This is a genomic window from Liquorilactobacillus satsumensis DSM 16230 = JCM 12392 (genome assembly GCF_001435195.1).
GTDB classification, from domain to species: Bacteria; Bacillota; Bacilli; order Lactobacillales; family Lactobacillaceae; genus Liquorilactobacillus; species Liquorilactobacillus satsumensis.
In genome coordinates this window covers 4,411-29,037 of record NZ_AZFQ01000039.1, presented here as the reverse complement: position 1 = coordinate 29,037, position 24,627 = coordinate 4,411, and the positions used below count along the sequence as shown (strand labels likewise).

The 24,627-nt window shown below is 40.2% G+C and carries 22 protein-coding genes; 3 read left to right on the top strand and 19 right to left on the bottom strand.

Annotated features, from left to right (window positions below; all coding sequences use genetic code 11):
- Positions 1-13: 13 nt before the first annotated feature.
- From FD50_RS06520 to FD50_RS06440, 17 genes are all read right to left on the bottom strand, one after another.
- The gene (locus tag FD50_RS06520; protein ID WP_056960901.1) at positions 14-1,576 is read right to left on the bottom strand and encodes an APC family permease; all 1,563 of its coding nucleotides are present in this window, start codon (positions 1,574-1,576) and stop codon (positions 14-16) included.
- Between the two features lie 153 nt (positions 1,577-1,729).
- Positions 1,730-2,956: a DUF2075 domain-containing protein gene (locus FD50_RS06515; protein WP_056960876.1), complete on the bottom strand. Its 1,227-nt coding sequence runs from the start codon at positions 2,954-2,956 to the stop codon at positions 1,730-1,732.
- 54 nt (positions 2,957-3,010) lie between these two features.
- Entirely contained in the window at positions 3,011-4,063 is a 1,053-nt protein-coding gene (locus FD50_RS06510) for a glycosyltransferase (protein ID WP_056960875.1), read from the bottom strand.
- Between the two features lie 5 nt (positions 4,064-4,068).
- The gene (locus tag FD50_RS06505) at positions 4,069-5,049 is read right to left on the bottom strand and encodes a glycosyltransferase family 2 protein (protein ID WP_056960874.1); all 981 of its coding nucleotides are present in this window, start codon (positions 5,047-5,049) and stop codon (positions 4,069-4,071) included.
- 187 nt (positions 5,050-5,236) lie between these two features.
- Entirely contained in the window at positions 5,237-6,457 is a 1,221-nt protein-coding gene (locus tag FD50_RS06500) for a hypothetical protein (RefSeq protein WP_056960873.1), read from the bottom strand.
- A gap of 10 nt (positions 6,458-6,467) precedes the next feature.
- Positions 6,468-7,898, bottom strand: coding sequence for an oligosaccharide flippase family protein (locus FD50_RS06495; RefSeq protein WP_056960872.1), 1,431 nt, complete (start codon positions 7,896-7,898; stop codon positions 6,468-6,470).
- Positions 7,899-9,014, bottom strand: a complete 1,116-nt coding sequence (gene glf, locus FD50_RS06490; RefSeq protein WP_056960871.1) for a UDP-galactopyranose mutase — start codon at positions 9,012-9,014, stop codon at positions 7,899-7,901. It abuts the gene before it with no gap.
- Positions 9,015-9,018: 4 nt separating this feature from the next.
- Positions 9,019-10,056: a sugar transferase gene (locus FD50_RS06485; protein WP_056960870.1), complete on the bottom strand. Its 1,038-nt coding sequence runs from the start codon at positions 10,054-10,056 to the stop codon at positions 9,019-9,021.
- Positions 10,049-11,116: a glycosyltransferase gene (locus FD50_RS06480; protein ID WP_056960869.1), complete on the bottom strand. Its 1,068-nt coding sequence runs from the start codon at positions 11,114-11,116 to the stop codon at positions 10,049-10,051. The genes FD50_RS06485 and FD50_RS06480 overlap by 8 nt, the downstream gene beginning before the upstream one ends.
- 230 nt (positions 11,117-11,346) lie before the next feature.
- Entirely contained in the window at positions 11,347-12,195 is an 849-nt protein-coding gene (locus FD50_RS06475) for a glycosyltransferase family 2 protein (protein WP_054755654.1), read from the bottom strand.
- Positions 12,196-12,218: 23 nt separating this feature from the next.
- Entirely contained in the window at positions 12,219-13,385 is a 1,167-nt protein-coding gene (locus FD50_RS06470; protein WP_054755653.1) for a nucleotide sugar dehydrogenase, read from the bottom strand.
- 35 nt (positions 13,386-13,420) lie between these two features.
- Positions 13,421-14,398 (bottom strand): glycosyltransferase family 2 protein, encoded by a 978-nt coding sequence (locus FD50_RS06465; RefSeq protein WP_056960868.1) that lies wholly within the window; start codon positions 14,396-14,398, stop codon positions 13,421-13,423.
- 239 nt (positions 14,399-14,637) lie between these two features.
- Positions 14,638-15,621 (bottom strand): dTDP-glucose 4,6-dehydratase, encoded by a 984-nt coding sequence (gene rfbB / locus FD50_RS06460; protein WP_054755647.1) that lies wholly within the window; start codon positions 15,619-15,621, stop codon positions 14,638-14,640.
- A gap of 1 nt (position 15,622) precedes the next feature.
- A complete protein-coding gene (gene rfbC / locus FD50_RS06455) occupies positions 15,623-16,198 on the bottom strand; it encodes a dTDP-4-dehydrorhamnose 3,5-epimerase (protein WP_187328405.1) in 576 nt (191 codons plus the stop codon).
- Entirely contained in the window at positions 16,195-17,070 is an 876-nt protein-coding gene (rfbA, locus tag FD50_RS06450) for a glucose-1-phosphate thymidylyltransferase RfbA (RefSeq protein ID WP_056960866.1), read from the bottom strand. Before rfbA ends, rfbC begins: the two co-directional genes overlap by 4 nt.
- 180 nt (positions 17,071-17,250) lie before the next feature.
- Positions 17,251-18,030, bottom strand: a complete 780-nt coding sequence (locus FD50_RS06445; RefSeq protein WP_082610456.1) for a DUF4422 domain-containing protein — start codon at positions 18,028-18,030, stop codon at positions 17,251-17,253.
- Between the two features lie 46 nt (positions 18,031-18,076).
- Positions 18,077-18,724 (bottom strand): sugar transferase, encoded by a 648-nt coding sequence (locus FD50_RS06440; RefSeq protein ID WP_156653509.1) that lies wholly within the window; start codon positions 18,722-18,724, stop codon positions 18,077-18,079.
- 235 nt (positions 18,725-18,959) lie between these two features.
- Here FD50_RS06440 and FD50_RS06435 point away from each other — a divergent pair, with 235 nt between their 5' ends.
- Positions 18,960-19,859, top strand: coding sequence for a beta-1,6-N-acetylglucosaminyltransferase (locus FD50_RS06435; RefSeq protein WP_056960865.1), 900 nt, complete (start codon positions 18,960-18,962; stop codon positions 19,857-19,859).
- A 180-nt stretch (positions 19,860-20,039) separates the two neighbouring features.
- Here FD50_RS06435 and thrB read toward each other — a convergent pair whose 3' ends face one another.
- Both thrB and FD50_RS06425 read right to left on the bottom strand, forming a co-directional pair.
- Complete coding sequence (gene thrB / locus FD50_RS06430; protein WP_054755696.1) at positions 20,040-20,930, bottom strand: homoserine kinase; 891 nt, start codon at positions 20,928-20,930, stop codon at positions 20,040-20,042.
- A gap of 29 nt (positions 20,931-20,959) precedes the next feature.
- Positions 20,960-22,243 carry a homoserine dehydrogenase gene (locus tag FD50_RS06425; RefSeq protein WP_056960864.1) on the bottom strand — a complete coding sequence of 428 codons (1,284 nt, stop codon included), beginning with the start codon at positions 22,241-22,243 and terminating at the stop codon, positions 20,960-20,962.
- 212 nt (positions 22,244-22,455) lie between these two features.
- Between FD50_RS06425 and thrC the strand changes: the two genes are divergently transcribed.
- Together thrC and FD50_RS06415 are read left to right on the top strand one after the other, a co-directional pair.
- Entirely contained in the window at positions 22,456-23,949 is a 1,494-nt protein-coding gene (gene thrC / locus FD50_RS06420) for a threonine synthase (RefSeq protein WP_056960863.1), read from the top strand.
- Between the two features lie 89 nt (positions 23,950-24,038).
- A complete protein-coding gene (locus FD50_RS06415) occupies positions 24,039-24,491 on the top strand; it encodes an Lrp/AsnC family transcriptional regulator (RefSeq protein ID WP_056960862.1) in 453 nt (150 codons plus the stop codon).
- Positions 24,492-24,627: the final 136 nt, after the last annotated feature.

Below are 24,627 nucleotides of genomic sequence, written 5' to 3'. Positions count from 1 at the left end.
CACTTATAACAAATTAATTTCTACTTTTTTTAGTCTTCTTTCTCGTACATCTAAAAAGCAAGCTCAATGAAACTGCCGCAACTCCGGTAAGCAAGAATCCCTTTCCTGAAAACTGGCTTCCTCCAATATAAAGCATCGCAATAAGGGTCGTCAGTACAATCACGGTCATGCCAATCCACTGGCTGCGTGAAAAGGCTTCGCCATCACGTTTCTCCCTTTTAGTAATTAAAGGCAACAGCATTCCTAATCCAATTAGAACACCAATGGCAATCAAATTAATCAGCAGTTCATGCCACCATAACTTACTAAAAGCAGGTACATCCTGTGGGGCAATTCCAAACACCGTCGCAACCGCTGTAACTGTCAAGGCCCAAAGACCGATCCACCATGCCAAGCGGTCATTTTTAATAAAAACATATGCTGCTGGATAGACTGCACTGTTTTTGCGGACCCGCATAAAAGCATAGAAGATCCAACAGGTCACTCCTGGAGAAATAATTCCATTCAAGTTCAGTAGCCAATTAAAAATATCATTCATATTTGGTAAGAAAACACCTAAAAAAAGTATGAACCCTGACAACAGGCAAGTTAAAAGATAGCCATTAATTGGCAAACCGGCATGATTTGTTCTCCGTAAAAAACGTGGCATAAATTTTTCCCCAGTGTCTGAGATCAGCATCCGGGTCATTGCATCCAATAAAACTGCTAATAAGGCTGCTAAATAAATTACTTCAGTCCAGGCAAAAAGGTACATGAAAAGATTTCCAACATGATACTGTCTCCCTAATGCCTGAAAAGCATAATAAGAGCCGTTCATTTTAAGATCGTACGGCAAATGATGGGCATTAAAAAAGATTCCCAGTGAAAAAGAACCGAAAATAGTTAAAAAAGCTGTCATCACAACCAGCATAATCATGGATTTAGGAAATTCACGTTGTGGGTGCTTCATTTTTGTCACAAATGGTGCGATCAGTTCGCATCCATTAACTGCATAAATTAAAAGTCCCAGTGTGGTCAGATACTTTAAATCAAACTTAGGAATAATTGCCCCTAGATTAAATGGTTGCGTTGCAATCTTTCCACCTACAGCAAGAGAACCGAGCGCCATCATAACAAAAAGCACTGTCATGCCAAACATTGCAATTCCACCAAGCGAACTCAGTAGTTCCAAGGAATGCTTAAAGCGTGATTGGATTACCACAAAAAACACAAAGACAAGTAACGTCCAGAAAGCAAAATGGCTGTTCGACATCGTCTCCTGAAATTTATTATTTCCATTCAAAGCCCATCCAAGACCGACAACGACTGAATTAGCGGTATCGACAACATACGGAATCGAAGCTGCCCAATAAGTCCAAGCCGTAAAATACCCAAGAAATTCGCCATTCGTTCCTCTGATCCAAGAACTAAGCCCACCGCCTTCTTTGCTAAAGATTGAACCCAATTGCCCAACCATTAAAGAATACGGAATCACATATAAAAATAGCATCAAGACCCAAGAAGTGATCACACCCATTCCCTGATTCTTAAAATTATAAATCAGGTCATCAAAGCCAATCACTGTCACAAAGCTCATTAGCGCCAGTACAGGCCAACTAATAAAATACTTTGAATGCTTCTCACCCAACTCCCCTGTTTCCAATTCTCTCCTCCAAAGTTCAGCTAACCAATATGTAAAAGTAAAATCTACTCGCTTAGCATAGCACATCGCAAAAAATACGCAACTTACTCAGGCATGAGAAAGTTCCAACAAACGTGCGCGTAATTTTTCGTCCGCTGCAAACAGATATAGCCCTTTCCGTGCCCTGGTCAATAAAACATTCAAGGCATTCAGCATCAGCTGCTCTTTCAACTGCCGCAACTGTTCACTAGAAGCTGCCAACTGTTTGAGTCCATTAAAAGCAGCCTGATCTTCATAGCGTGCTGGATCCAGAGCGATGCAATCTTTGGACTGATTATAACGGACGCTTGGCCCTAGGATTATCCCGGCATAATTGAGATCAAACCCTTGAATTGTGTAAACAGAGCCAACTTCTGCCAGTGTTTCTCTTCTTTCTGCCCATGGCAGCTTGGTGTTTGGTTTACTTCGATCCCAACGAATTTTTAGATTCCCTGCCGTAATAAAATAATCTTTGCCATCTAAACGGTATGGGTAATCATAGGTGGCAAGCAAGCGGCTGAGACCTTCCGTGCGCTCATGTTTTTGGATCAGCTGATACATCTTGCGTGCATCATCCATGATACGGAAGTCAAATCTCTGTTTATGTGGCATCACCATAATTCGCCTTTGTACAAAAGCGGCAAGCCATCCTTGAACATCAGCCGCCGCTTGAACCCTGAACTGTGTAGTCAGCTTGAAAGTCTTTACTGTAGCTTGTCCGGTTAACTGTGCAAGCTTTTCTGGTGTCCAGTAACTCTTCCCTTTTAGGACTTGCTTAGGATCAAAGACTAAGATCACTATTCGACTAGCTTTGATGATCTCCTCAAGCTGGTTGTCCTGTTCAAAATGATTATAACGATCCTTTTTGGTTAAAAGCAGATGTGCTTCATCTACCAAAGTAATATCTGCCAGATGCTCTTTTTTTCGCATTTGATTAATAAAGGTCGTCGGTCGGGTAAAATTCTTTTGCAAAAGAACTGCAGTGTTCGCCGCCATATTTTTATAGAGTTTGAGCATCTCAGGATGATTTACCAATAAATAGTTCTCTGTTCCAAAAAGCTGAGAATCTTGGAGATGCTTAGCACGCTCCTGAATCTGAGTAAAAAGAGAGCTCATGACGAGACTCTTACCAGTGCCCGCATTGCCCTCAATTATAAAAATCCGTTTTTCTGCTGTACTTGCAGACTGTTCACAAAAATACAAGATTTGAGTTACTAGCGCTTGTTGCTCCTGTGTCAATGTGTGTATTGGTGCAATCCGCTTGACCGCTTCATTATGTTCAATCTTGGTACTCATTAGCTTAACCCTCTCATTGCCACTAAAACTGATTCTAAAGCCACTTTTCGTCTACTATGACTCGTTTTCTTGGAGAGCCGCAACGAAGCGACGCTCATAATTATCCACATAAAATTTCGCAAGTGAGTCCTTCAAAGTTGCAGGAGTGAAATTGTCTTTGTGTTGTGCAAGTAAGGTAATCTTTTCTGCTAAAGCTGCAGGCGTCATAGCGGTCAAATACCCGTTAACCCCATCAATGATAATATCTGCTGGACCAGTAGGACAATCATATGAAATACTAGGTACTCCACGTGAAATTGCCTCTAAAATAACCATCGGAAATCCTTCATAATTGGAAGAAAGCAACAGCGCATCCATTTCCTTGAGCTGTTGCCACGGATTGGTAACCCAGCCCTTCAAGTTAAAAGTGCCCCTAAAATCGCCTTGGTGCTGTTTTAAATAGGCTTGCAGGCGTTCAAAATCGACCCCAGCACCATAGAAATCCATCGTAAAAGGTTGCTGTAACAGTTTTAAGGCTGCCAACATCCCTGCAAGATTTTTTTGTTTTTCCAGTTCAATCCGCCCAATATAGCCTAAATGCAACCGCTGCGGATCACGTTCGACCACTTCCTGATGGCGTTCGATGGGATTATAGATCACAAAGATGTGCTCTGCCGGAACTCCGAGACGTTCAAGCTGCTGCTTAATCCCTGTACTGATCGCCAAGTGATAATCTGCGTACTTTAAAAGCTTGGGCTTGACCGTTTCTTCATCAAACAGTGAAAAATGAATCCAAGAATAAATTTTATATGTTTTGCTAAAGAGTCTCCGTGCCAACCATGCAAGATAAAGTGGTTTGCTACTCAAACAGATAATTTTCGTTCCTTGAAAACGGCGTAATACCTGCAAAGTTCGCAATAGCGCCGCAATTTTACCGCACCGTTGACTGCCCGTAATCTTTTCAGAAAAAGCACTAAACCATTCGGAATTATCCGTACCAGCAGTAAAAAAAGCCTGACAGTCATAGGACTGTGCGATTTTCTCTGAAGTCAGTACCTTGGTCAAAACTGTCTCTGTTCCCCCATGACCGGAAAGATATGGCACTAAAAATAAAATCTTCTCTCTCATGCTCGTTAGTTCCTCCTCAGTTTTTCTCCCCGATACATACGAATGTAGAATTTTGGAAAATACTTTGCTAAGAAAAGGGCCATCCGGTATTTTCGGCTGAGCCAACGATTAGTACAACGAATTTCAGCAGAAAACTTAGAATTCAATAAAGACCGCTGCTGCTTACTGTTCCAGTCCGCATCGTACTTAATATGATGATGTACAACATGTAAGATCGTCCGACTGACAAAGGCCGCAAACATTCGCTGATCTAACGTGCCATACTGCTGTAGCCGCAGCTTAACTTTGTTGAGATAATCCAAAGCACGCTGATCAATTGTGCTATCGTAACTTGTTGTGGTTGTATTGTCGTGCTTGAAAAGCACATATAATGGCTGTTGAACATATGCAATTTCATTAGGTTTCAGCTTCAGTAGATAGTCAAAAACAAATAAACTATCTTCAAAAAAGTTGCCGTTCTCTAATTTCTGCGCACCTAGTACATCTCGGATAAACATTTTACCCCAAAGACCGACATCCATTTCCTGATTCTGGGCCAGATAACAGGCAAGCATCTGTTTTTGATCATGAGCCCCTTCTAGAATTGATTTGTCTTCAACTTCATCATGATCTTTAAAGCGTTTGATAATCCCCCCAACTGCAAACTTTTTTCCTTGTAACTGCAGCGCTTGATGCAATTTTTCGACTGCACCTGGTAAGAGAAGATCATCACTGTCAACGAACATAATGTACTTGCCACTTGCATGTTCCAAGCCATGATTGCGTGCTGCTGCTTGTTTTTGATTACTCTGCTGCAACAACAATAAGTGGGCATTTTGTTTTTGCCTTTTTTTAACCAGCGCAACCGTTTGATCAACAGATCCATCGTCGACGATGATTAGCTCAGTCTCAAAAGATGTATTTTGAGACTGAACTGCAGCTATACTCTTTTCAACGTAAGCTGCAGAATTATAGGTCGGCATAATAATACTAACTTCAACTGACATTTAGACACTCCCCAAAACGTCTACTGGTGTGGTCCAAGTCAAAACATCCGCTTTGCTCAGCCCTTTAACTCTCTGAAAACATGCGGTTCCCCCAACAGTCCCAAACTTGCTTTCAAAATAAAACACAATTGTTTTTTTAAATTCAGAATTGGCATAGCCGCTCCATTTACTGATAATTATAAGCCGCCTATGCCTGCAGCTGACTCTTAGTCTTCAAGCCAAATGGTTGCTTCCAGTAGCTAAGATCGGCCAATGCACCTAGAAATACAACATTGAAAGCGAGTTCCAATAAGTGCTGATCGATTACGGAACTTAGAATCATCAAAGTCATTCCAATCACTAATGAATAAGCATGTGCTTTAAAGAAACGGTGATTGATTAACAATAACAAACCAACTAATGCAAGGAACGTCAACAAACCTTCCATCATTAATACCCGAATAAAAGAGGAATCTATGTAGAAGTATTGGAACGGTGTTTTATGCACCCCGCCATTTCCCATTTGATAAACATATTGCCCGAAAAAGGGAATATTATAGTTCTGAAAAGCAAGATGCCCGTATGTCAGACGTCCTGAAAGGACCTTATTGGCAATTTCAAAGAAACGATTATTTGGGATAAAAGTATACGCTAAGAAAATATTAATAAAGACAAAGAGTGCTAAGATAACAGCTGTTAATTTACTTCCAAGGTACTCTAACAGCCGCACTACATATTTATAAAAAAGAGCAATTAGGAGAATTAGCAACATTAGATAAAAATCAAGCCGTGTATCTGTAACTGCGTAGATAAAAATTGTAATTGCTAAACAAGAAACATATTCAACAAGTTTGAAATGGAACCTTCTCAGCATCGCATAGGCCAGCAGCAGATAAAAAGCACGCGCTGCCAGATCAGTTGGGTAGATTGTCCCAAGCGCATATCTAATTGTGGCTTCCATATAACGACCGTACGTTAAATTATCAATAACCCCAAGTAATGAGGCAGCAATTGTTACCAGTAAAAAACTACCAATCGTTACTAAAAATGTCTTGATGATCCGTTCAAAGCGAACATCCTTTGCGCCAAGAATAAACAAATAGTAGTAGAAGTAGAAAAGCTCTCCCGAATTTTTACAGATTTGCCAAAAAATAATTCCAACTAAGGCAAAAATAATCAGTTTCTCTCTTTCCCAACCATCAAAAACAGCTACTTTAGCAATCACCAGTACAGCAGAAAATTCAATAATGTAATATGCAATTGGTCCCACAAGAGTACTCAACTGACCAAACATTGTACTGGTAACAAAACTAGCTAAAAGATAAACCACAAAAGAAAAGAGATATAGTTGCTCGGAAAAAGAACTTTGCTGCAGTGCAGATAATCCATTTACTTGGGCATCCAGTTTTCTTTTTATTATATTAGACATATTTCCCACCTTATTTACGTGCTCTGAAATCTTTAAGAATCACACGAATCTTTTTTAGAATTGTCGGACGCAACAGCAAAAGTGCAACTGTATAGATTACAGCCCCAATCACCGCCTGCAACAACATTGTTCCCACAGAAAATCTCTGGATACTATTGATCTTAAATACAACTAGAAACATTACAACCCCAGCAATCAGATATTTAGGAAGATTTATAAACAGTTCTCGATAATTGACCTGATTACGAATCTTCCATAACTGATAAAATGTAACTGCTAACTCAGATAAGACAGTCGCTAAAACTGCCCCTTGTAGTCCCAGAAGATAGATCAACGGTACATTGGCGATCATATTAACAATTGCTCCCATAATAACTGAGGTTGAGTAACTCTTGATCTGATTAGTCGGCAGCATATACTGTTGCCCGATAACATTGCTCCAACCAATTAGTAGAATTACCGCAGACTCTAACATCATTGCATAGCCAACAGGCTTAAACTCAGCCCCGTAAAACCAAGGAGCAAACTTAATCGCTAAGGCCGCCAACCCAAACGTTAATGGAACAGTCAGACAAGACACAAAGTCAAAGGACTCGCTTAAGTAATATTTGACACGCTTGTTATCACCCTTAGAAAAAGCATTGGCAACATGTGGCAGCATTACAGTTCCAGTGGCCGTTGCCAAGGAAAGAATCAGTTTAACAATGTTATCAGAACGATCAAAGAATCCTGAATAATCCGATCCAATCATCAATCCAAGCATTGTCTTATTAAGTACTAGATACACTTGAATCGCAATCTGTGGCACAAAAAGAATAACAGCCGGTCTTAGATGCCTGAGGATATTCAATTCGCTCCAGTCAATTGCCACCAAAGTCTTTCTCAGATAAGGCCATAAGGTTAGGTTTCCAAATAAGATTGAACCGCCCAGAATCAAAATATACGTTCCAGTATCGCTTGCACTCTTAACAAAAGTAAAAATCAGAATGACCGATAAAACCTTCACAAACGTATTCCGAATTACAGTCTTTTTAAAATCTTCAAGTCCCATAAAGAGCCATGAGATATCGACCCCCGCAGCAATAATATAAACCGACTGCAGCAACATGTAACTGCGATACTTATGATAGAAAAGTAAGAAAAGTAAAAAGGCGCCATAGGCGAGTACAACCGTCACGATCTTCAGAATTGCTACTTCCCAAAAGGTTTGCGAAAGCTTCTTCCGATCATCGCGCACAAAAGCTACCTCGCGGTTACCATAAAGACCGATTCCAATACTTCCAATTAACACAAAATACTGAATCAAAGAATTGGTAAACGAGTTGATCCCGACCCCGCTTTTACCTAGAACACGTGTAATATATGGACTAGTAATCAGCGGTAACACCATTGCCAGCACTTGATAACCGGCATTATAAAAATAATTACGAAAAACTTTCATTTAATCACCAAATTCAGATTTAACAACATTTAAAGCCGCACTAATAACTTGGTCCATATCATAATAGCGATACTGACCTAAGCGGCCGCCAAAAATCACATTTCCAGCTGTCTTATCGGCTAATTCCTTATATTGTTTGTAAAGTGCATTGTTCTCTTTGTTATTAACTGGATAATAAGGTTCATCCCCACGATGCCAGTTTTTAGGATATTCTCGTGTGATGATCGTCTTGCCTTTGTCACCCTTGCCAAATTCGAAGTGCTTATGTTCGATAATCCGTGTATAAGGTGTCTGTGCATCAGTATAGTTAACAACTGCATTACCTTGATAGTTATCAACATCAAGTTCTTCTGATTCGAATTTCAAGCTCCGATACTCAAGTTCACCTAATGAATACGCAAAATATTCGTCAATCATCCCAGTAAAGATAATATGATCATATTTTTTAAGATAATCATCCTTTGCGGCAAAGAAGTCTACTCCGACTTGCACGGAAATAGCATCACTCGCCAACATCTTTTCAACAATTTGAGTATATCCTCCAATTGGAATTCCTTGATAGTTGTCATTAAAGTAATTGTTATCATAGGTTAACCTAACTGGCAGCCGCCGGATAATAAAAGCCGGCAGATCCTTAGTTGAATGACCCCATTGCTTTTCTGTATAACCCTTAATCAACTTTTCATAAATATCAGTTCCAACTAGCGAAATTGCCTGTTCTTCAAGATTTTCAGGCCGCTTGCCATTTAAAAGCGACCGCTGCTCCTCAATCTTTGCCTGCGCCTCTTGCGGCGTAACGACACCCCAGAGTTTATTGAAAGTATTCATATTGAACGGTAAATTATAAATTTCACCATGATAATTTGCAACTGGGCTGTTTGTATAGCGATTGAAAGTTGCAAAATGATTTACATAATCCCAAATTTTTTGATTGGAGGTATGGAAAATATGTGCGCCATACTGATGAACTTGAATGCCATCAATTTCTTTTGTATAGATATTTCCCGCAATGTGATTACGTCTTTCAATCACGTCAACCTGATGACCTCTTTTAGCTGCTTCATACGCAAAAGTGGCTCCAAAAAGGCCTGCTCCAACTACTAAGTATTTTGACATTCTGCTAAACCTCCATTTTTGAGTGTTGTTCACGGTTTGCAACTTTTTCCTCAAGTTGCGCAAATGCATGTTTAATATACTCGCCGGCACGCATTTTTTTACCAATCAAAACTGCATTCTTCTTCATTTCTAGATACTGCTTCGGTGACACCTGATCTAACAGCTCATCAAGCTCTGCCAAGCTATTAACTGCTAGTCCGACTCGATGCTTGACCACAAACTCAGCAACTGCCGCTTGTTGCCACACGATTACTGGAATACCTGAACTCAAATATAACGATGTCTTGTGCGGATTATTGTATTTCATATACTCCCCGAACACCCCATCGCAACTGTCAATCTGTGAGCCATCCCATACCAAGCCGAAGTTTTGTTCCAAATGCTGTGTCAGCTCATCTGGAGCATATTGCCCACAGTATGCGACGTTTCGTGCAAAATCTGGTAGTGGATTTGGCCCAAAGACATAAAACTTGGTCTTGCCGGTTAACTTAGCCAAAAATTTTGACTTATAAAGGTTACCCGCAAAACAAACTGATTTAACATACGGAACCGCTGGCTGAAACTGTTGCGGATTATCGTAATCAAAGATTTCAAGATCAACCATCGCAGTAGTCACGCCATGTTCCTTGAGCCACGCGCGCATGTAATGGTTATGTACGATTAAGCCATCCGCTAAGTTGAAAAAATTTAACTCTTTTTTTTCAGACTCCTGATTATCGCAATAAAAGCGCAATGATTCCACATCGTGAATCACAAACAATAAGCGTGCATTTGTGTATTTTCTAATACAAGCAATGATCTTTTTGGTTAAGAACTTTGAGTAGAGTGGATACTGCAACACAATTATTTCAGCTTCCAAATGCTTGAAAGTTCTAGGAACGGTTGTCAAGGAATAGCCAATCCGGTCCATTTTTTTCTTTGGAATATCCAGTATCACAGATTCAAAATTCTGCTCCCCCAAAAAGTAGACAATGTCATCCTTCGCCTTACTCCCCGCAGTATTATGTCCCTTGTCTTGGACAGACACTATCAGTTTACTCATTTGTAATCTTTCTCCCATCACCAATAATGCTTTCTAAATTTTCAAAATAATTCTCACTGTAAAATTTGTTAATGCTGGAAACAACTGTCTGTGGCTCCAGCTGATTGCGGCTCAATTGCTTAAAAGCAGCCACCAGCTCTGTCAGATTACCAGTCTCATAACTATAACCGTTGACACCTTCTACCAAAACATCGTCATATCCATCAAAACGTGAAGTCACAGCTGGAATCCCCCTAGCCGCCGCTTCCAATAAAACCATCGGCAGCCCTTCATACTTCGAAGTCAAAACAACTGCCGCCGGAACAACTGCTAAATTATTCCAGGGAGCTTTGACCCAACCATGCCATTTCAACGCAGCGCTAATTCCCAGCTGCGCTGCATAAGCTTGACACGCAGCGAGATCCGCACCGGTACCATAAAGATCCAAGCGAACCTTATTATTCTTTTGATACTCTGCAACTGCTGTCAATAATTCCCGAATATTTTTTTGCCCTTCAAAAATGATCCGCCCCACATAGACCAGATTCAAACTTGTATCCTTTGCTTGAACATCCTGTGTAATGACTTGCTGATGTTCGATTGGATTATAGACCAGCTTGATTTTCTCTGGAGCAACCCCCAATTCAAGCAGTTGATTCTTGATTACTGTGCTGATTGCCCAATGAGTATCTGCATACAATAGATTATGCGGATCAAACATCTTTTGATTAAGCAGTGAAAAATGAATCCATGAAATTATCTCAAAATGCCGCCGCAAGGCTCTGCGTAGCCAGTAAGCCAGCTTTATCGTATTTGCACCTAATACCACACACTTATCATTGTCGTGTATCTGCGTTAGTGCTTTTAGAAAAAACAGTAACTTGGAAACCCGTCCGCTGCGTGCCAATGTCTTAACAACTACGCGCCGATCAAGTGCAGCCATCCAAGCTTTTTCATGCGGTTCATTCGGCAAATATAAAACAACTTCATTCTTTTGACAAAGAAAGTTAAGTACTTTTATCAAAACTGTCTCAGTTCCGCCTGTACCGGACAGTGCAAAGCATAGAAAATTAATCTTCATAGGTTAACATTCACCTCATAAATACAGCAACTGCATAAGTAGCGGTTTGAGTCAACAAACCTGTTTACATGGCAAGTCAGAGAATCCTAAAACTCCCATACCACCACTGAGTAACATTTTACCAGTATAACTGCAAAAGTAAAATATAATTAAAAAAGAGCACCCCCTTTTTCATATAACTTAACTGAAAAATAAGATGCTCGCTTAATTTACTTGTGATTATTCGTATTCTACTGAGAAGTCAGCTTATAGAACTTGCGCAGCAGGCGGTTATAGTAGAACTCCGCTAGCTTTAAAAGCGATCTTCCCTGTTGTAATTTGAACTCTGCGCGTACAACCTTAACGTTGTACTTTGCAAACTTATTCTTGGCATACAGCTCACTGTATTTATCGAGAATCAGCGAAAAAGCACGAATACCTTGTGACACATTTTTGGTAATACTATCTGCCGAAATGAACTGTTCAATTAAGACTTCTGGGCAATACACAATCGGATATTTTTGGATCAGACGCAACATTAAATCCCAATCTTGCAACCGCGGCAGACTTTCATCAAATAAATTGTTTTTAAAGCAGCTGCTTGTACCCACAATCGTTTGAGTACTTGCAAAATTAATCTGGAGCAAATTGCTGAGCGTCACATCCACCGCTGAAAATTCATCTACTGGAGTCTTGGCAATTAACTTGTCATTTTCATATGTCGCCATTTGACATAAGCAAATCGCTGCAGTCGGTTCCTCTTCAAGGATCGCCACCTGTTTTGCAAGCTTGTCCGGCAGCCACTTGTCATCGCTGTCTTGAAAAGCGAGGTACTTGCCAGTCGCCAACTTAACTCCAACATTTCTCGCATGGTTAGCACCGCTATTTTGGAGCAGTTTATGATAACTAACCTTTTGGGCAATTGCCTGCTCCGTAATAAACCTTTGGACAACTGCTTCGGTCTGATCTTTTGAGCCATCATCAATAATCAACAACTCCCAGTCCGTATACGTCTGCTCCATAATACTTTTAAGAGAAGCAATAATTGTTTTTTGCCTATTATAGGTGGGCATGATGATACTGACCGTCTGTTTGCCCATCCAATCACTCCTTTTTTAAGAACTCAGTCTTTATAGTATAGATCTCTAGTATAGACCTTCGCCGCAACATCCTTGATCTGAGGTTCCATTCGATTTGCTACAATTAAATCACACTTTTCCTTGAAATCCTGCAAATTACTTGTAACTGGCAACCCGGCAAACTTTTCTTCTTTATAAGTCGGTTCAAAAATTAAAATCTTAAAACCCTTTTGCCTCAATATTGTGATAATATCTTGAATCGACGACTGGCGGTAATTATCAGAATCTGCCTTCATTGTCAGCCGGTAGACACCCACCAACTGCGGTTTGTAGCTGGCAATATGGTCTGCAATATACTTTTTCCGTGTATCATTGGCCTCTACGATCGCCTTAATAATCGTGGAAGGAACATCTTTGAAGTTCGCCAACAACTGCTTTGTATCCTTTGGAAGACAGTACCCGCCATATCCAAAGGAAGGATTATTATAGTAATCACCGATTCGAGGATCCAGACTAACACCGTCAATAATTTGCTGCGTTTGCAAGCCATGGACTTCCGCATAAGTATCAAGCTCATTGAAATATGCAACGCGCATCGCAAGGTACGTGTTAGAAAAAAGTTTGACAGATTCAGCTTCAGAATTATTTACAAACAGTGTGGGAATCACCTTTTTAACCGCTCCTTGTTGCAAAAGTTCTGCAAACTTTACGGCTTGTGGACTGTCGCTGCCCACAATTATACGCGAAGGATAAAGATTATCATATAAAGCCTTCCCTTCACGTAAAAATTCAGGCGCAAAGAAAATCTGATTAATTTTTTGTTGCTGTTTAATCTTCTCAGTAAATCCGACTGGAACAGTTGATTTCACTACAATCGTTGCTTGTGGAGCAATTGTCACAACCTCATCAATTACCTGCTCAACTTTTGAAGTATCAAAATGGTTCTTTTCCTCATCATAATTCGTAGGCGTCGCAACGATCACATAGTCCGCCTGTGTAAATGCTTCTGTGGGAGAAAGTGTGGCCTTTAAATTCAACTTTTTTTCCGTGAAAAACTTGGTAATATATTCGTCCACAATTGGTGAACGTCTTTCATTAATCGCCGCTACTTTTTCTGGAATTATATCTAATGCGCGGACTTCGTTGTGCTGGGCGAGCAGCGTGGCCAATGAGAGCCCCACATATCCAGTTCCTGCAACTGCTATCTTCATCAAAATTTCATTCCTCCATTTTTGAAAAGTGTAAACTAACCTAAGAGCAATAAAAGATCCGCTAAAGACCTGCGTAAAAACTTTTCTTTCTTAGGCAGTGCTTTTCTGATTAACCGCCAGCGTGCAGCCATCCTACCATTCAAACCATCAGCTATGATGTCAATTACTTTTTTGTTAGCAGGATCCATCTGTGAGTAAAAAAGTGTGCGTAAATGGTTTACTTGTGTAACAGCTAGGGAGTCACGTTTCCAACTTTTATCATACAATTTGATTTTAACTGCCTTCTTAAGGGCTTGCTTGCTTTCAGCAGATTTGTTTTTGGAAAAAATTCCCTTTTTTAAAGCAATAAAGAAGTCTACCCCGCCAATCTGATTATTTTCATGCTGCCGATAAAGCATTAAAGGTTCAGTAAAATAATACATTTCACCTAATGCTGACGCAATTAATGCAACCCACTGATCATGAATCATCACCTTATTCAAGTCTGCCTGACACGCAAGCTTTTTCAAGTTATCATCAATCATTGTTGTACATCCAGTCACATTGTTAAAGAAGACAATCGTAGCGAGATCATGTTTTTGCTCATCATAATTGAGCTCGCCCAATAGGTTAAGTTTGCGATCCACAGCCTTATAGTTAGTGTGTACCAGATGCGGCTTTTGTGGAGTCCGTGCATGCATCTCTTCCATTTTTTCAAGCGTGGCAGCAATTTTCTGGGGAAGCCAAAAGTCATCTTGATCACAGAACATATAGTAATCCGCCTGTGCATTCTCCAACAAACTAAAGAAAGAACGCGTTACCCCCACATTTTCTACCTGTTCTTCATTAATAAACCTAATTCTCGCATCTTCAGCTGCATATTTTTTTATGAGTGCAACTGTCCCATCATTAGAACCATCATCTCTAATAAATAGCTTCCAATCAGAAAAAGTTTGTTTTTTGATTGAATCAATTTGTTCGCCTAAGTATTTCTCACCATTATAGGTTGATAGTAAAATGGCAACTTTTGTCAAAAGAATTCCTCCTAGCACCAGTCAGACCCTGCAACCACTAATTTTTCAAAGGATTACACTGGATTTAAAAATCACGATCCTTAATTAAACAGTAGTTGAAGACAGTCTATAACATAACAAGTCATTAAAAATGAATATTCATAATAATCGGTAACATCCTGAGGTTCGAGCTTACACTTAGAATCCTATCTACTCAGCTCATTTCAACTTTTAGCGATGCCGCCGATTACCAATCACCACTAATGCAATGCCGCCCTTTTTTCGAGCGGTTTCCACCAGTCTTGTTCTTTTAGATACCAGTCGATTGTTTGTTTAATTCCCTGAGCAAAGGTGTATTCTGGTTTCCATCCCAACTCGGTTTCGATCTTTGTTGGGTCAATGGCGTACCGCCTATCATGTCCTAAGCGATCAGGCACATATTCAATTAGGCTTTCATCCTTACCTAACTGGTCAATAATCAAATGTACGATCTCGTTATTTGAATGTTCATTATGCCCACCGACATTGTATACTTCACCACTGCGGCCCTGTTGGAGTACAAGATCGATTGCACTGCAATGATCCGCTACATATAACCAATCGCGCACATTTTTTCCATCTCCATAGATTGGCAATTTCTTTCCCGCTAACGCGTGCGCAATCATTAATGGAATCAGTTTTTCTGGAAATTGAAACGGTCCGTAATTATTGGAACAGCGTGTAATATTTACGTTAAGTCCATATGTTTCGTAGTAGGATCTGACCAGCAGATCAGCCGCAGCTTTACTTGCAGAATAGGGCGAATTTGGCGCTAAAGCAGTCTTTTCTGTAAAATAACCGGTTGCGCCTAAGGACCCGTAGACTTCATCTGTTGAAACTTGTAAAAATTTTTTTAATCCTTTTTGCTTGGCAACATCCAATAAGTTCAATGTCCCTTGTACATTTGTTTCAACGAACACATTTGGATGCAGGATAGAACGGTCAACGTGGCTTTCAGCAGCAAAATTAACAATTGTATCAAGTTGATATTCTTCTACCAAGTGTGTCACCAGTTCACGATTGTTAATATTGCCTTTGACAAATGTATAACGTTGATCGGCCGCGATATCTGAAAGATTGTGAATATTTCCCGCGTAAGTCAAAAGATCCAGATTAACTACCCGACAATCCTGATACTTGCCTAAAAAATAGTGAATGAAATTGCTTCCAATAAATCCGGCACCACCGGTTACAAGAATGTTCATCCTACTTAGCCTCCCGATAATTAAAATTCAGATCTACATCCCGTAAGTATGGATGCTTTTTATCTTTATCAGACAGAATCAGTCGTTCTTTAGGCATCGGCCAAGCAATTCCTAGGTCTGGATCATCAAAGGCAATTCCTGCATCTGCTTGCGGTGCATAATATCCATCAACCTTGTAAGCAACATTGACATTTGGGGTCAGGGTTACAAAACCATGCGCAAATCCCTGAGGTACCAATAGTTGACGCTGATTAAATTGACTAAGCAAGTAGCCCTCCCATTGAGCATAAGTCGGTGAGCCCTTGCGCAAATCAACCAAGACATCATAGATCACACCAGTCAGCACACGTAACAATTTTGTCTGAGCATAAGGTGCTTTTTGATAATGCATACCACGCAAGACTCCTGGTTCAGCAGACAACGATTGATTATCTTGGATGAAGTTGTAATCAATGCCAGCTTCTTTGAATTTATTTTCAGTATACGTTTCAGTAAAGAAACCGCGATGATCTCCAAAAACTGCTGTTTCTACCAATTTTACATCTTGCAATTTTGTTTCAATGACTTTCATCTTTATTCCGTCCCCTTCTTTGCCAACCGTAACAGATATTGACCATAATCATTTTTGCGCATAGCTAGGCCCAAGCTTTCCAGCTTTTCCCGCGAAATATATCCCTTACGAAAAGCTAATTCCTCAAGACAAGCAATCTTTAAGTTCTGCCTTTTTTGAATCGTTGCGATAAAGCTTGCCGCCTGCAAGAGCGCATCGTGTGTTCCCGTGTCCAGCCAAGCATACCCTCTCCCCATCAGTTGAACGTCAAGTTTGCCTTCTTTCAAGTACGTGTTGTTGATGTCCGTGATTTCTAATTCGCCACGTGCAGAAGGTTGCAATCCCTTGGCGATCTCAATCACATCGTTATCATAAAAATACAGTCCGGTAACAGCGTAATTACTTCTGGGATGAGTAGGCTTTTCTTCTATAGAAAGTGCCTTCATTTTATCGTCAAAAGTCACTACCCCGAATCGCTCCGGGTCATTTACATGATACCCAAAAATCGTTGCGCCGTCATGTTTGTTTGCCGCTTGTACCAAAAGCTGTGTCAAACCGCTGCCGTAATAAATATTGTCTCCCAAAATTAAACACACTGAGTCTGCGCCAATAAAGTCTTCACCCAGAATAAAAGCCTCGGCCAATCCGTTTGGTTTCGGTTGTACCAGATAAGTTAAATTAACCCCAAAATCTGAACCATCCCCTAAAAGTGCCTGAAAACTGGCACAATCTCGTGCAGTCGTGATTAACAAAATATCACGAATTCCTGCCAACATTAAGGTTGAAAGTGGATAATAGATCATTGGTTTATCATAGACCGGAACCAGCTGCTTAGAAATCCCTCTGGTAATTGGATAAAGACGTGTACCGCTCCCGCCAGCTAAAATAATGCCTTTCATGCAACTTCTCCTTTCCGTACTCCCTAGAACCTGCCATCTAATAAGTTACTACTCAAATGTGAATATTTAGAGCAGATACTGTAAAAAAAATGTTACAGTAAAAATTACATAATTAACAAATTCATTCAACTAAAAAGCCCCTGTTTCTAGACACGACGTCTCAAACAGAAGCTTCATTTATTAAGCTTTATCACTCAAACCAAATTTTCTCAACAAAAACTTAGTGATTTTTCGGAACCAATGCTGCCTGCCAATAAACATTACCGGCATTTCTTTGAAACTGATTTGATTTTTCTCAAACCAGACATCCAGCAACACTTCACTGACAAAACCATAAATCCGTTTTTCATATTCAGAATACTCTGAAATATCGACCCGGTTTTCCACCTCAGCCAAAACTGCTAACAGCCACTTAGTATAGTCGTCAAAGATAGCTGCACGTGTAATCAGCATATTGAACATATGTACCTTATTCCGATGCAAAACCTTGTCAAAGACAGGAAGGTAATCCGGAAATTTTTCGCTGATCACATCTCTAGCAGCCGCCAAGCCCTCGATATGGTGTGCATGCTTATAATGCGACCAAGAGCTTTCAATATAATAGTTCCTCCTTGTCGGCAAAACCGCATCATAGCTCTTTAGAATCTGTTCAAGTCTTTCAGCTGTCAACACATCATTAAGCTTTTGCGTCGTTGAACTGAAAAAATGCCTTTTGCCATTCGAAAAGTAGCGGCGATAGTGCACCAGACCCTTAACGTCTGCGCGACGATTCTTCCAAGCCCAATATTGGGCAGTCAGTTCACAGTAATTTGCATTTTTTTGTGCAATATTGTCACCTGTATTGTCACGTTCAAATCCTGCAAAATTTTCCGGGTTAGTACCTACTTGCACCGGAATATAGATCTTTTCATCTGGCAACTTGACCTTCTTATGACTAACAACATATACTTCTGCTTTCAATCGGATCCCACTTTCTTGGTATAATACTTATTTTCAGCCGACCTTTTCAATAAGCCCCGTCACCCTTAAAAATCGCGACGATGTTCTTGAACAAGATTTTAATATCAAACAAAAATGAGGCGTGATCCACATAATACAACTCGTACTTGCACCTTTCAGGATATTCAATGTTGCTTCTCCCAGAAGCTTGCCAGTAACCCATCGCACCCGGCGTCACTGAAAGAAATTTTTTGACTTGATCCCCATATTCCTTCAATTCTTCTGTAATAATTGGGCGCGGTCCGATTAGCGTCATCTCACCTTTGAAAATATTAATAAACTGCGGTAACTCATCAATTGATGACTTACGCAAAAGTCTTCCTAACCTGGTAATTCTTGGATCCATCTCCGCTGGTAATTTATAGCTGTTTTCAACATAGAGTTTATATAGCTGCTTATCACACTTAAGCTTTTCATCAGCGCCTACGATCATGGAACGAAATTTGTAAATGTAAAACTTTTTCCCGTTCTTTCCCACGCGCTCTTGCTTGTAGAATAACGGACCCTTATTTTTGCCAAAGCGATAGACAATAAGCATCACTATGAATAAGGGAAGCATTAGCAACAGAGCAAGCGATGAGATTATAATATCCAGTACTCTCTTACTGAATAAATAAACGCTTTTTCCCCCCAGCTTATTAGCTTCATGAGCCATTTTATTCTCCTCTATCATATAAATACAATTACTAAATTAAAGATTTACTTTTTTTGAGCGCTCAAAAAGCCCTCCAACAAAATTGTACATATGACGTATTATAATACGAATGCGTGATTTTAGCAATTTACAGCCTAAAAATAGCATTCCATTATCTGCATTAATTTGCTAAACTAGACCAGGAGCCTCACACACCCCGCTTAATCCTGTAAAACTTCAAATTGGAGATGATTGTTTGCTTAATTCTAAACACGCCTACCTCATTATGGCAAGCGGGAATATTCCGCAACTTAAAATTCTGCTGTCTGTACTAGATGATCCCAGAAATGATCTCTATCTTCATTTGGATCTTAAAGCCACTGGTTTCGTTGAAAAAGAACTCGCCGCGTGCTGCAGTTTTGCAACCCTTTATTTTCAACCCCGAGAAAAAATTACTTGGGGAGCTAGTTCTCAAGCAATGATGGAAATGAAACTTCTCAAAGCCGCGACACCGCGGCAATACAGTTATTATCATCTCTTGTCAGGCCTTGACCTGCCTTTGAAAGATCAAGATTACCTGCATGCCTTTTTCGCCAAAAATGCAGGTCAAGAATTCGTTGAATGCAGTGATTATCAGCGTGACCATGATAAAACCCGCTACTATTTACGTTTTCAGCAGTATCACCTGCTGCAACAATTCATTGGAAAGAAAAAGAACCTCCTGAAATATCTTGACTTTGGTTCGTGCTTTCTCCAAAAAACACTTGGCATCAACCGTACCAAAAAATCCAAGATGACCTTTAAGTCCGGTGCTAATTGGTTCAGCATTTCAAATGATTTTGCACAATATTTAATGACACAGTTCGAACCGATCATGCACTTCTTAAAATTTACATATTGTGCTGATGAAGTCTTTCTTGCAACTTGGTTATATAATTCAAAATTCTCAAAAAACATCTATCCTGCCCAGGGAATCTATCAAGCCAATTTACGTATTTATCGCTGGGAAAACCACAATCCCAGCTATGTAACCTTAAAGGAAGCACAAGACTATGTTGCCTCACCCTTTCTATTTGCTCGAAAGTTTGACTTATCTAAAAATGAAGATGCAATTACATACTTGCGTACTCATCTAAGCACTCGCAACAAGCTTTAAACTAACATTGTCCTTAAAAATACAGCAGGGGCTGTGACAAAATTTAACTTTTGTCACAGCCCCTCTTTTATTCCGGATAAATGTGTTCCATAAGTCAAAATTCTCCGTCTAACTTCGAGTTAGCACTCAAATTTTCCCGACTTATGTCACACTCTCCTTATTTTATTTTGTAAGATCCACCTATACTTCCGGCCTACTCTGTGTTCGGAGCGTTGTAACCTGAGGTCCTTGAGAAATACATTTCAACGCCAATACCTCGCCGGTTTCAAAATGTGCTTTCAAAGCTTGCGCAAATTCAGCGGCAGCTGGATGTGCCACAAGTGTCATGACCGTTGGACCCGCACCACTCAAGTATGTTCCATACGTTTGATATTCATGTGCTAGCGCGCGCACCTGTGCGAGTTGCGGTACTAATTTTCGCCGATACGTTTCATGAAACTGATCACTTTCCAAGAGCACTTTCACCTTATCCAGTTGCTTTGCCAGCAACGCTGCTGTCAAAGCATTAGCAACGCTACTGGCAGCAACAGCTTTTTTAAACGGCAGCCTGCGTGGCAACACTTTCCTGCTTTCAACGGTTAAAAGCGGATCAGCTGGCACATAGGCTACTAAGCTTACATCTGGAAAATCAGCTTTAATGCTGAGCGCCTGTTCTGCAATATAAGTTGAAATAACCAAGCCGCCCATGACTGCTGGTGCAACATTATCAGGATGCCCTTCAATTTGCGCAGCAAACTGTACCTTTTCTGCTGTCGTTAACTGCAGTCCCGCCAGCTGATCCGCCAATTCAATCCCTGCTACAATGGCTGAGGAACTACTGCCCAGCCCACGTGCCAGTGGAATATCTGAAAGGACTTTAATTCGGTACGGATGCAGTGTCGGCACCAACTTTAAAGCAGTCTGGACAATCAGATTTCTTTCATCATGATAAATTTTGCCCATGTGGTGAACTAATTCCCATTTTGAAGTTTTTTCTTCTACTATAAGTGTCAAATAACGATCCACCGCTATTCCAAGTGAATCAAACCCTGGTCCAAGGTTTGCACTCGTTGCGGGAACCTTGATCTTCAAAGCCATCCGCGTTCTTCCTACTCTCTTAATTAGTTTTCTAAAATTTTATAGGCTGCTAACACACTGATTTCTTCTAAGTCGGCAATTCCCGCAAGAATTGCACGCAGCTGCAGCTCTGAAATCTGATGCGTTGTCATTACTACACGTGCATTTTCTTCATCCAATTCACTCTGAATAATCAAATGAAAACTCGCATTTACTTCAGACATTATTTTAGTAATTTTTAGCATCTGGCCTGGACGATCCTTAACCTTTAATGAAATGTAGTACGGATAATAAATGTCCTGCTCACGCGCTGATTGGCCTTCTTGCGAAAATTCATTAAACCTGCTGCCTGTAGTCTTCATTACAATATCTTTAGTAACCGCAATAATATCACTGAGCACACTATTAGCAGTCGGCAGTTCTCCTGCTCCGGGTCCATAAAACATCGTCTCACCAACGGCTGCGCCGGTAACTAAAACTGCATTATTTTCGTTTTGGACTGCAGCTAGCGGCTGATCTGCAGGAATCAGTACCGGTCCGACAGAAACACTGATCCGTTTATCAATTAGCTTTGCAATCCCGACCAGCTTAATCTTATAACCCAATTCAGCCGCCTGCTTGATATCTTTAAGGTCGATTCCGCGAATTCCCGTAATCTTGATATCATCAAGAGTTACATTCATTCCAAACGCAAATTGTGTCAGGATAATCATCTTATATGCTGCATCGATTCCCTCTACATCATTCGTAGGATCCGCTTCTGCAAACCCTAGTTGCTGTGCAGATTTCAACGCCGCCTCGAATGGCAAATTATTTTGATTCATTTGTGTGAGAATGTAATTTGTGGTTCCATTAACGATCCCTTTGACTTCAATGATTCGATCAGCTGCAAAGGAACTTACGATTGTTCTTAAAATGGGAATTCCGCCTGCAACACTCGCTTCGTAGAAAAGATCACAGTGATTTTCGCCTGCCAGTTCTGCCAATTCAGAACCATGCGTCGCAATCAAATCTTTATTTGCAGTAATAATATGCTTTCCTGCTCGCAAAAGACGCTCGATATAATCTTTTGCAAGCTTTACAGTTCCCATTACTTCAACTACGATCTGAATATCCTGATCATTAATCAACTCGTTTACATCATCAGTGACAGTGATCCCAGAAAGATCCAAGTTTCTCTTTTTTTCAATATCATGCACAACAACTTTTTTAACAACCAGCTGGCGGCCAGTAATACTTGAAATCTTCTTTTGATGATCTCTTAATAACCGCAACACGCCGCTTCCAACTGTTCCCAACCCTAAAATCCCGATATTTATGGCCTGCATATAAGCTCCTCCAGTTTATTTATTGAAACCATTCTATCATAGAATTCTAATTTTTCGGTCATTAACTGCAAAAAAGGCATGACTTTCTAATCTTTGTGTTAATTTCAGCAACTTCAGCGACTTTTTTTAAGGACTGTTGTGTTTTTTTGATTTATGGTATTCTTCTTGTAAGTGAGAGTTAGCTAATAGTCAAGGAGGAGAGAGTATCACATATGAAAATACTTTATCGTAGCACCCGCGGCAAAGACACAGAAGCGGTATCTGCATCGCAGGCAATTTTACAAGGCCTGAGTCCCGATGGTGGATTGTACGTTCCAACTGCGCTTCCTAAAGTTGATTTTTCCTTGGATGAGCTGCCACAATTGGGCTACCAGGAACTAGCCTATCGCATTTTGAAACTATTTTTTAATGATTTTACTGAAAGTGAACTGCGCTCTTGCATTACAGCTGCTTATGGCAAAAATTTTGACACTCCAAAAATCGCCCCGCTTTCTTATTATGACGGAAAGGGTTATCTAGAACTTTTCCATGGCCCTACAATTGCTTTTAAAGACATTGCGCTCCAACTTTTACCACACTTAATGACCACGGCTGCAGCTAAACACACTGGGAGCAAGGAAATCGTTATTTTGACGGCTACGTCCGGAGATACCGGTAAAGCAGCAATGGCTGGTTTTGCAGATGTGCCGCATACTAAAATTATCGTTTTCTACCCTAAACATGGTGTTAGTTATATTCAAGAACAGCAAATGCTAACGCAGCAAGGAAAAAACACCTTTGTTTTCGGGGTGAACGGTAATTTTGATGCTGCGCAGACAAACGTCAAAAAACTTTTTAACGATTCTCAGTTAACTCACGAATTAGCAGAAAATGGCTATCAATTCTCTTCTGCCAATTCCATCAATATTGGTCGGCTGTTCCCTCAAGTTGTTTATTACTTTTATGCGTATGGTCAATTGTTGCACGCTGGCAAGATCCAGCCCGGTGAAAAAATAAACTTCAGCGTTCCAACTGGAAATTTTGGTAACATCTTAGCTGGTTTTTACGCCAAACAACTTGGATTACCGCTTAATAAGCTATTATGTGCTTCTAACAAAAATAATGTTTTAACCAAATTTTTCAATACTGGACTTTATGACAAAAATCGTCCTTTTTATGTAACTTCTTCTCCTTCAATGGATATCCTCATCTCGAGCAATTTAGAACGGCTGCTTTTTTATCTAACTGGATCCGACCCTACCAAAACAGCCGCTTTTATGAAAGAGCTTGAAGAAAAGGGAAGCTACACCATTACCACACAAATGCGTACACACTTAGACTCGTTCTATGCTAACTTTGCCAGTGAAGATAAAACTGCTGCCGAGATTGCACGGCTCTTTGCTAGTGATCAGGTTGCCCTCGATCCACATACAGCTGTTGCTTCGCGTGTTGCCAAAGTATTCCAGGAGACTACACAGGATCAGCATTTTACGGTAGTGGTCTCCACCGCAAGTCCTTACAAGTTTGCCCAAGCTGTTCTCGTTGGTTTGCATGACCCTAATGCTTTCATTCCAGGCTTAGAAGCCGTTGAAGCACTTCAAAAAAGAATTGGGGTTCCCTTGCCGCCAACGATTGCACGTCTTTTTAAGGCACCTGTCCGTACCAAAAAGATTGTGGAACCTCAGGAAATGGAAACTGCTGTTAAGGAGATTCTTTCCATTAAATAGGGCTTTCCTTTCCCCTGACAGGTTGAAAAATGTGTCAAAAGCAGTATTATGTTATATTATATTACGTAGAGCAGCTTGGAGGGATTCACATGGATGAGATTGATTTAAAAATAGTATCTACTTTGCAAAAAGACGCACGGATTTCCTTAAAAAAATTGGCTGATATTTGTTTTATTTCTGCCCCTGCAGTTTCAACCCGTTTATCGCACCTTGAAGAACGCGGAATTATCAATAACTATCAGACCGCAATTGATTACAAGGTCCTTGGTTTTCCTATTAAAGCATATGTTAGCTTACGCTTGTCGCCAACAGATAAAGAAGCTTTTTATCCTTATATCAAGTCAGTTGGTAATGTAATTTCTTGCGACTGTGTAACAGGAAGCTACTCGCAAATTATTACTTGTTACTTTAAGTCAACTAAGTCTTTGGATAATTTTATTAATGATATTCAACGCTTCGGTGAAACGAAAACACAAATTGTCTTTTCTACCAGCGTTGATCCACGACCGCTTGAACTCAATCCCGGGAAAAATTATTTTTAATTTGAAGCTGGACAGCAAAGGTGCCAACAGGCAGTGCTTACCTGCCGTGGATTAAATAATAAAATTATGTATAATTCAAGTTTAGCTATAACACATCATCAATTTAAACTGTCAGCTGCATGCTCAGTAAATAAAA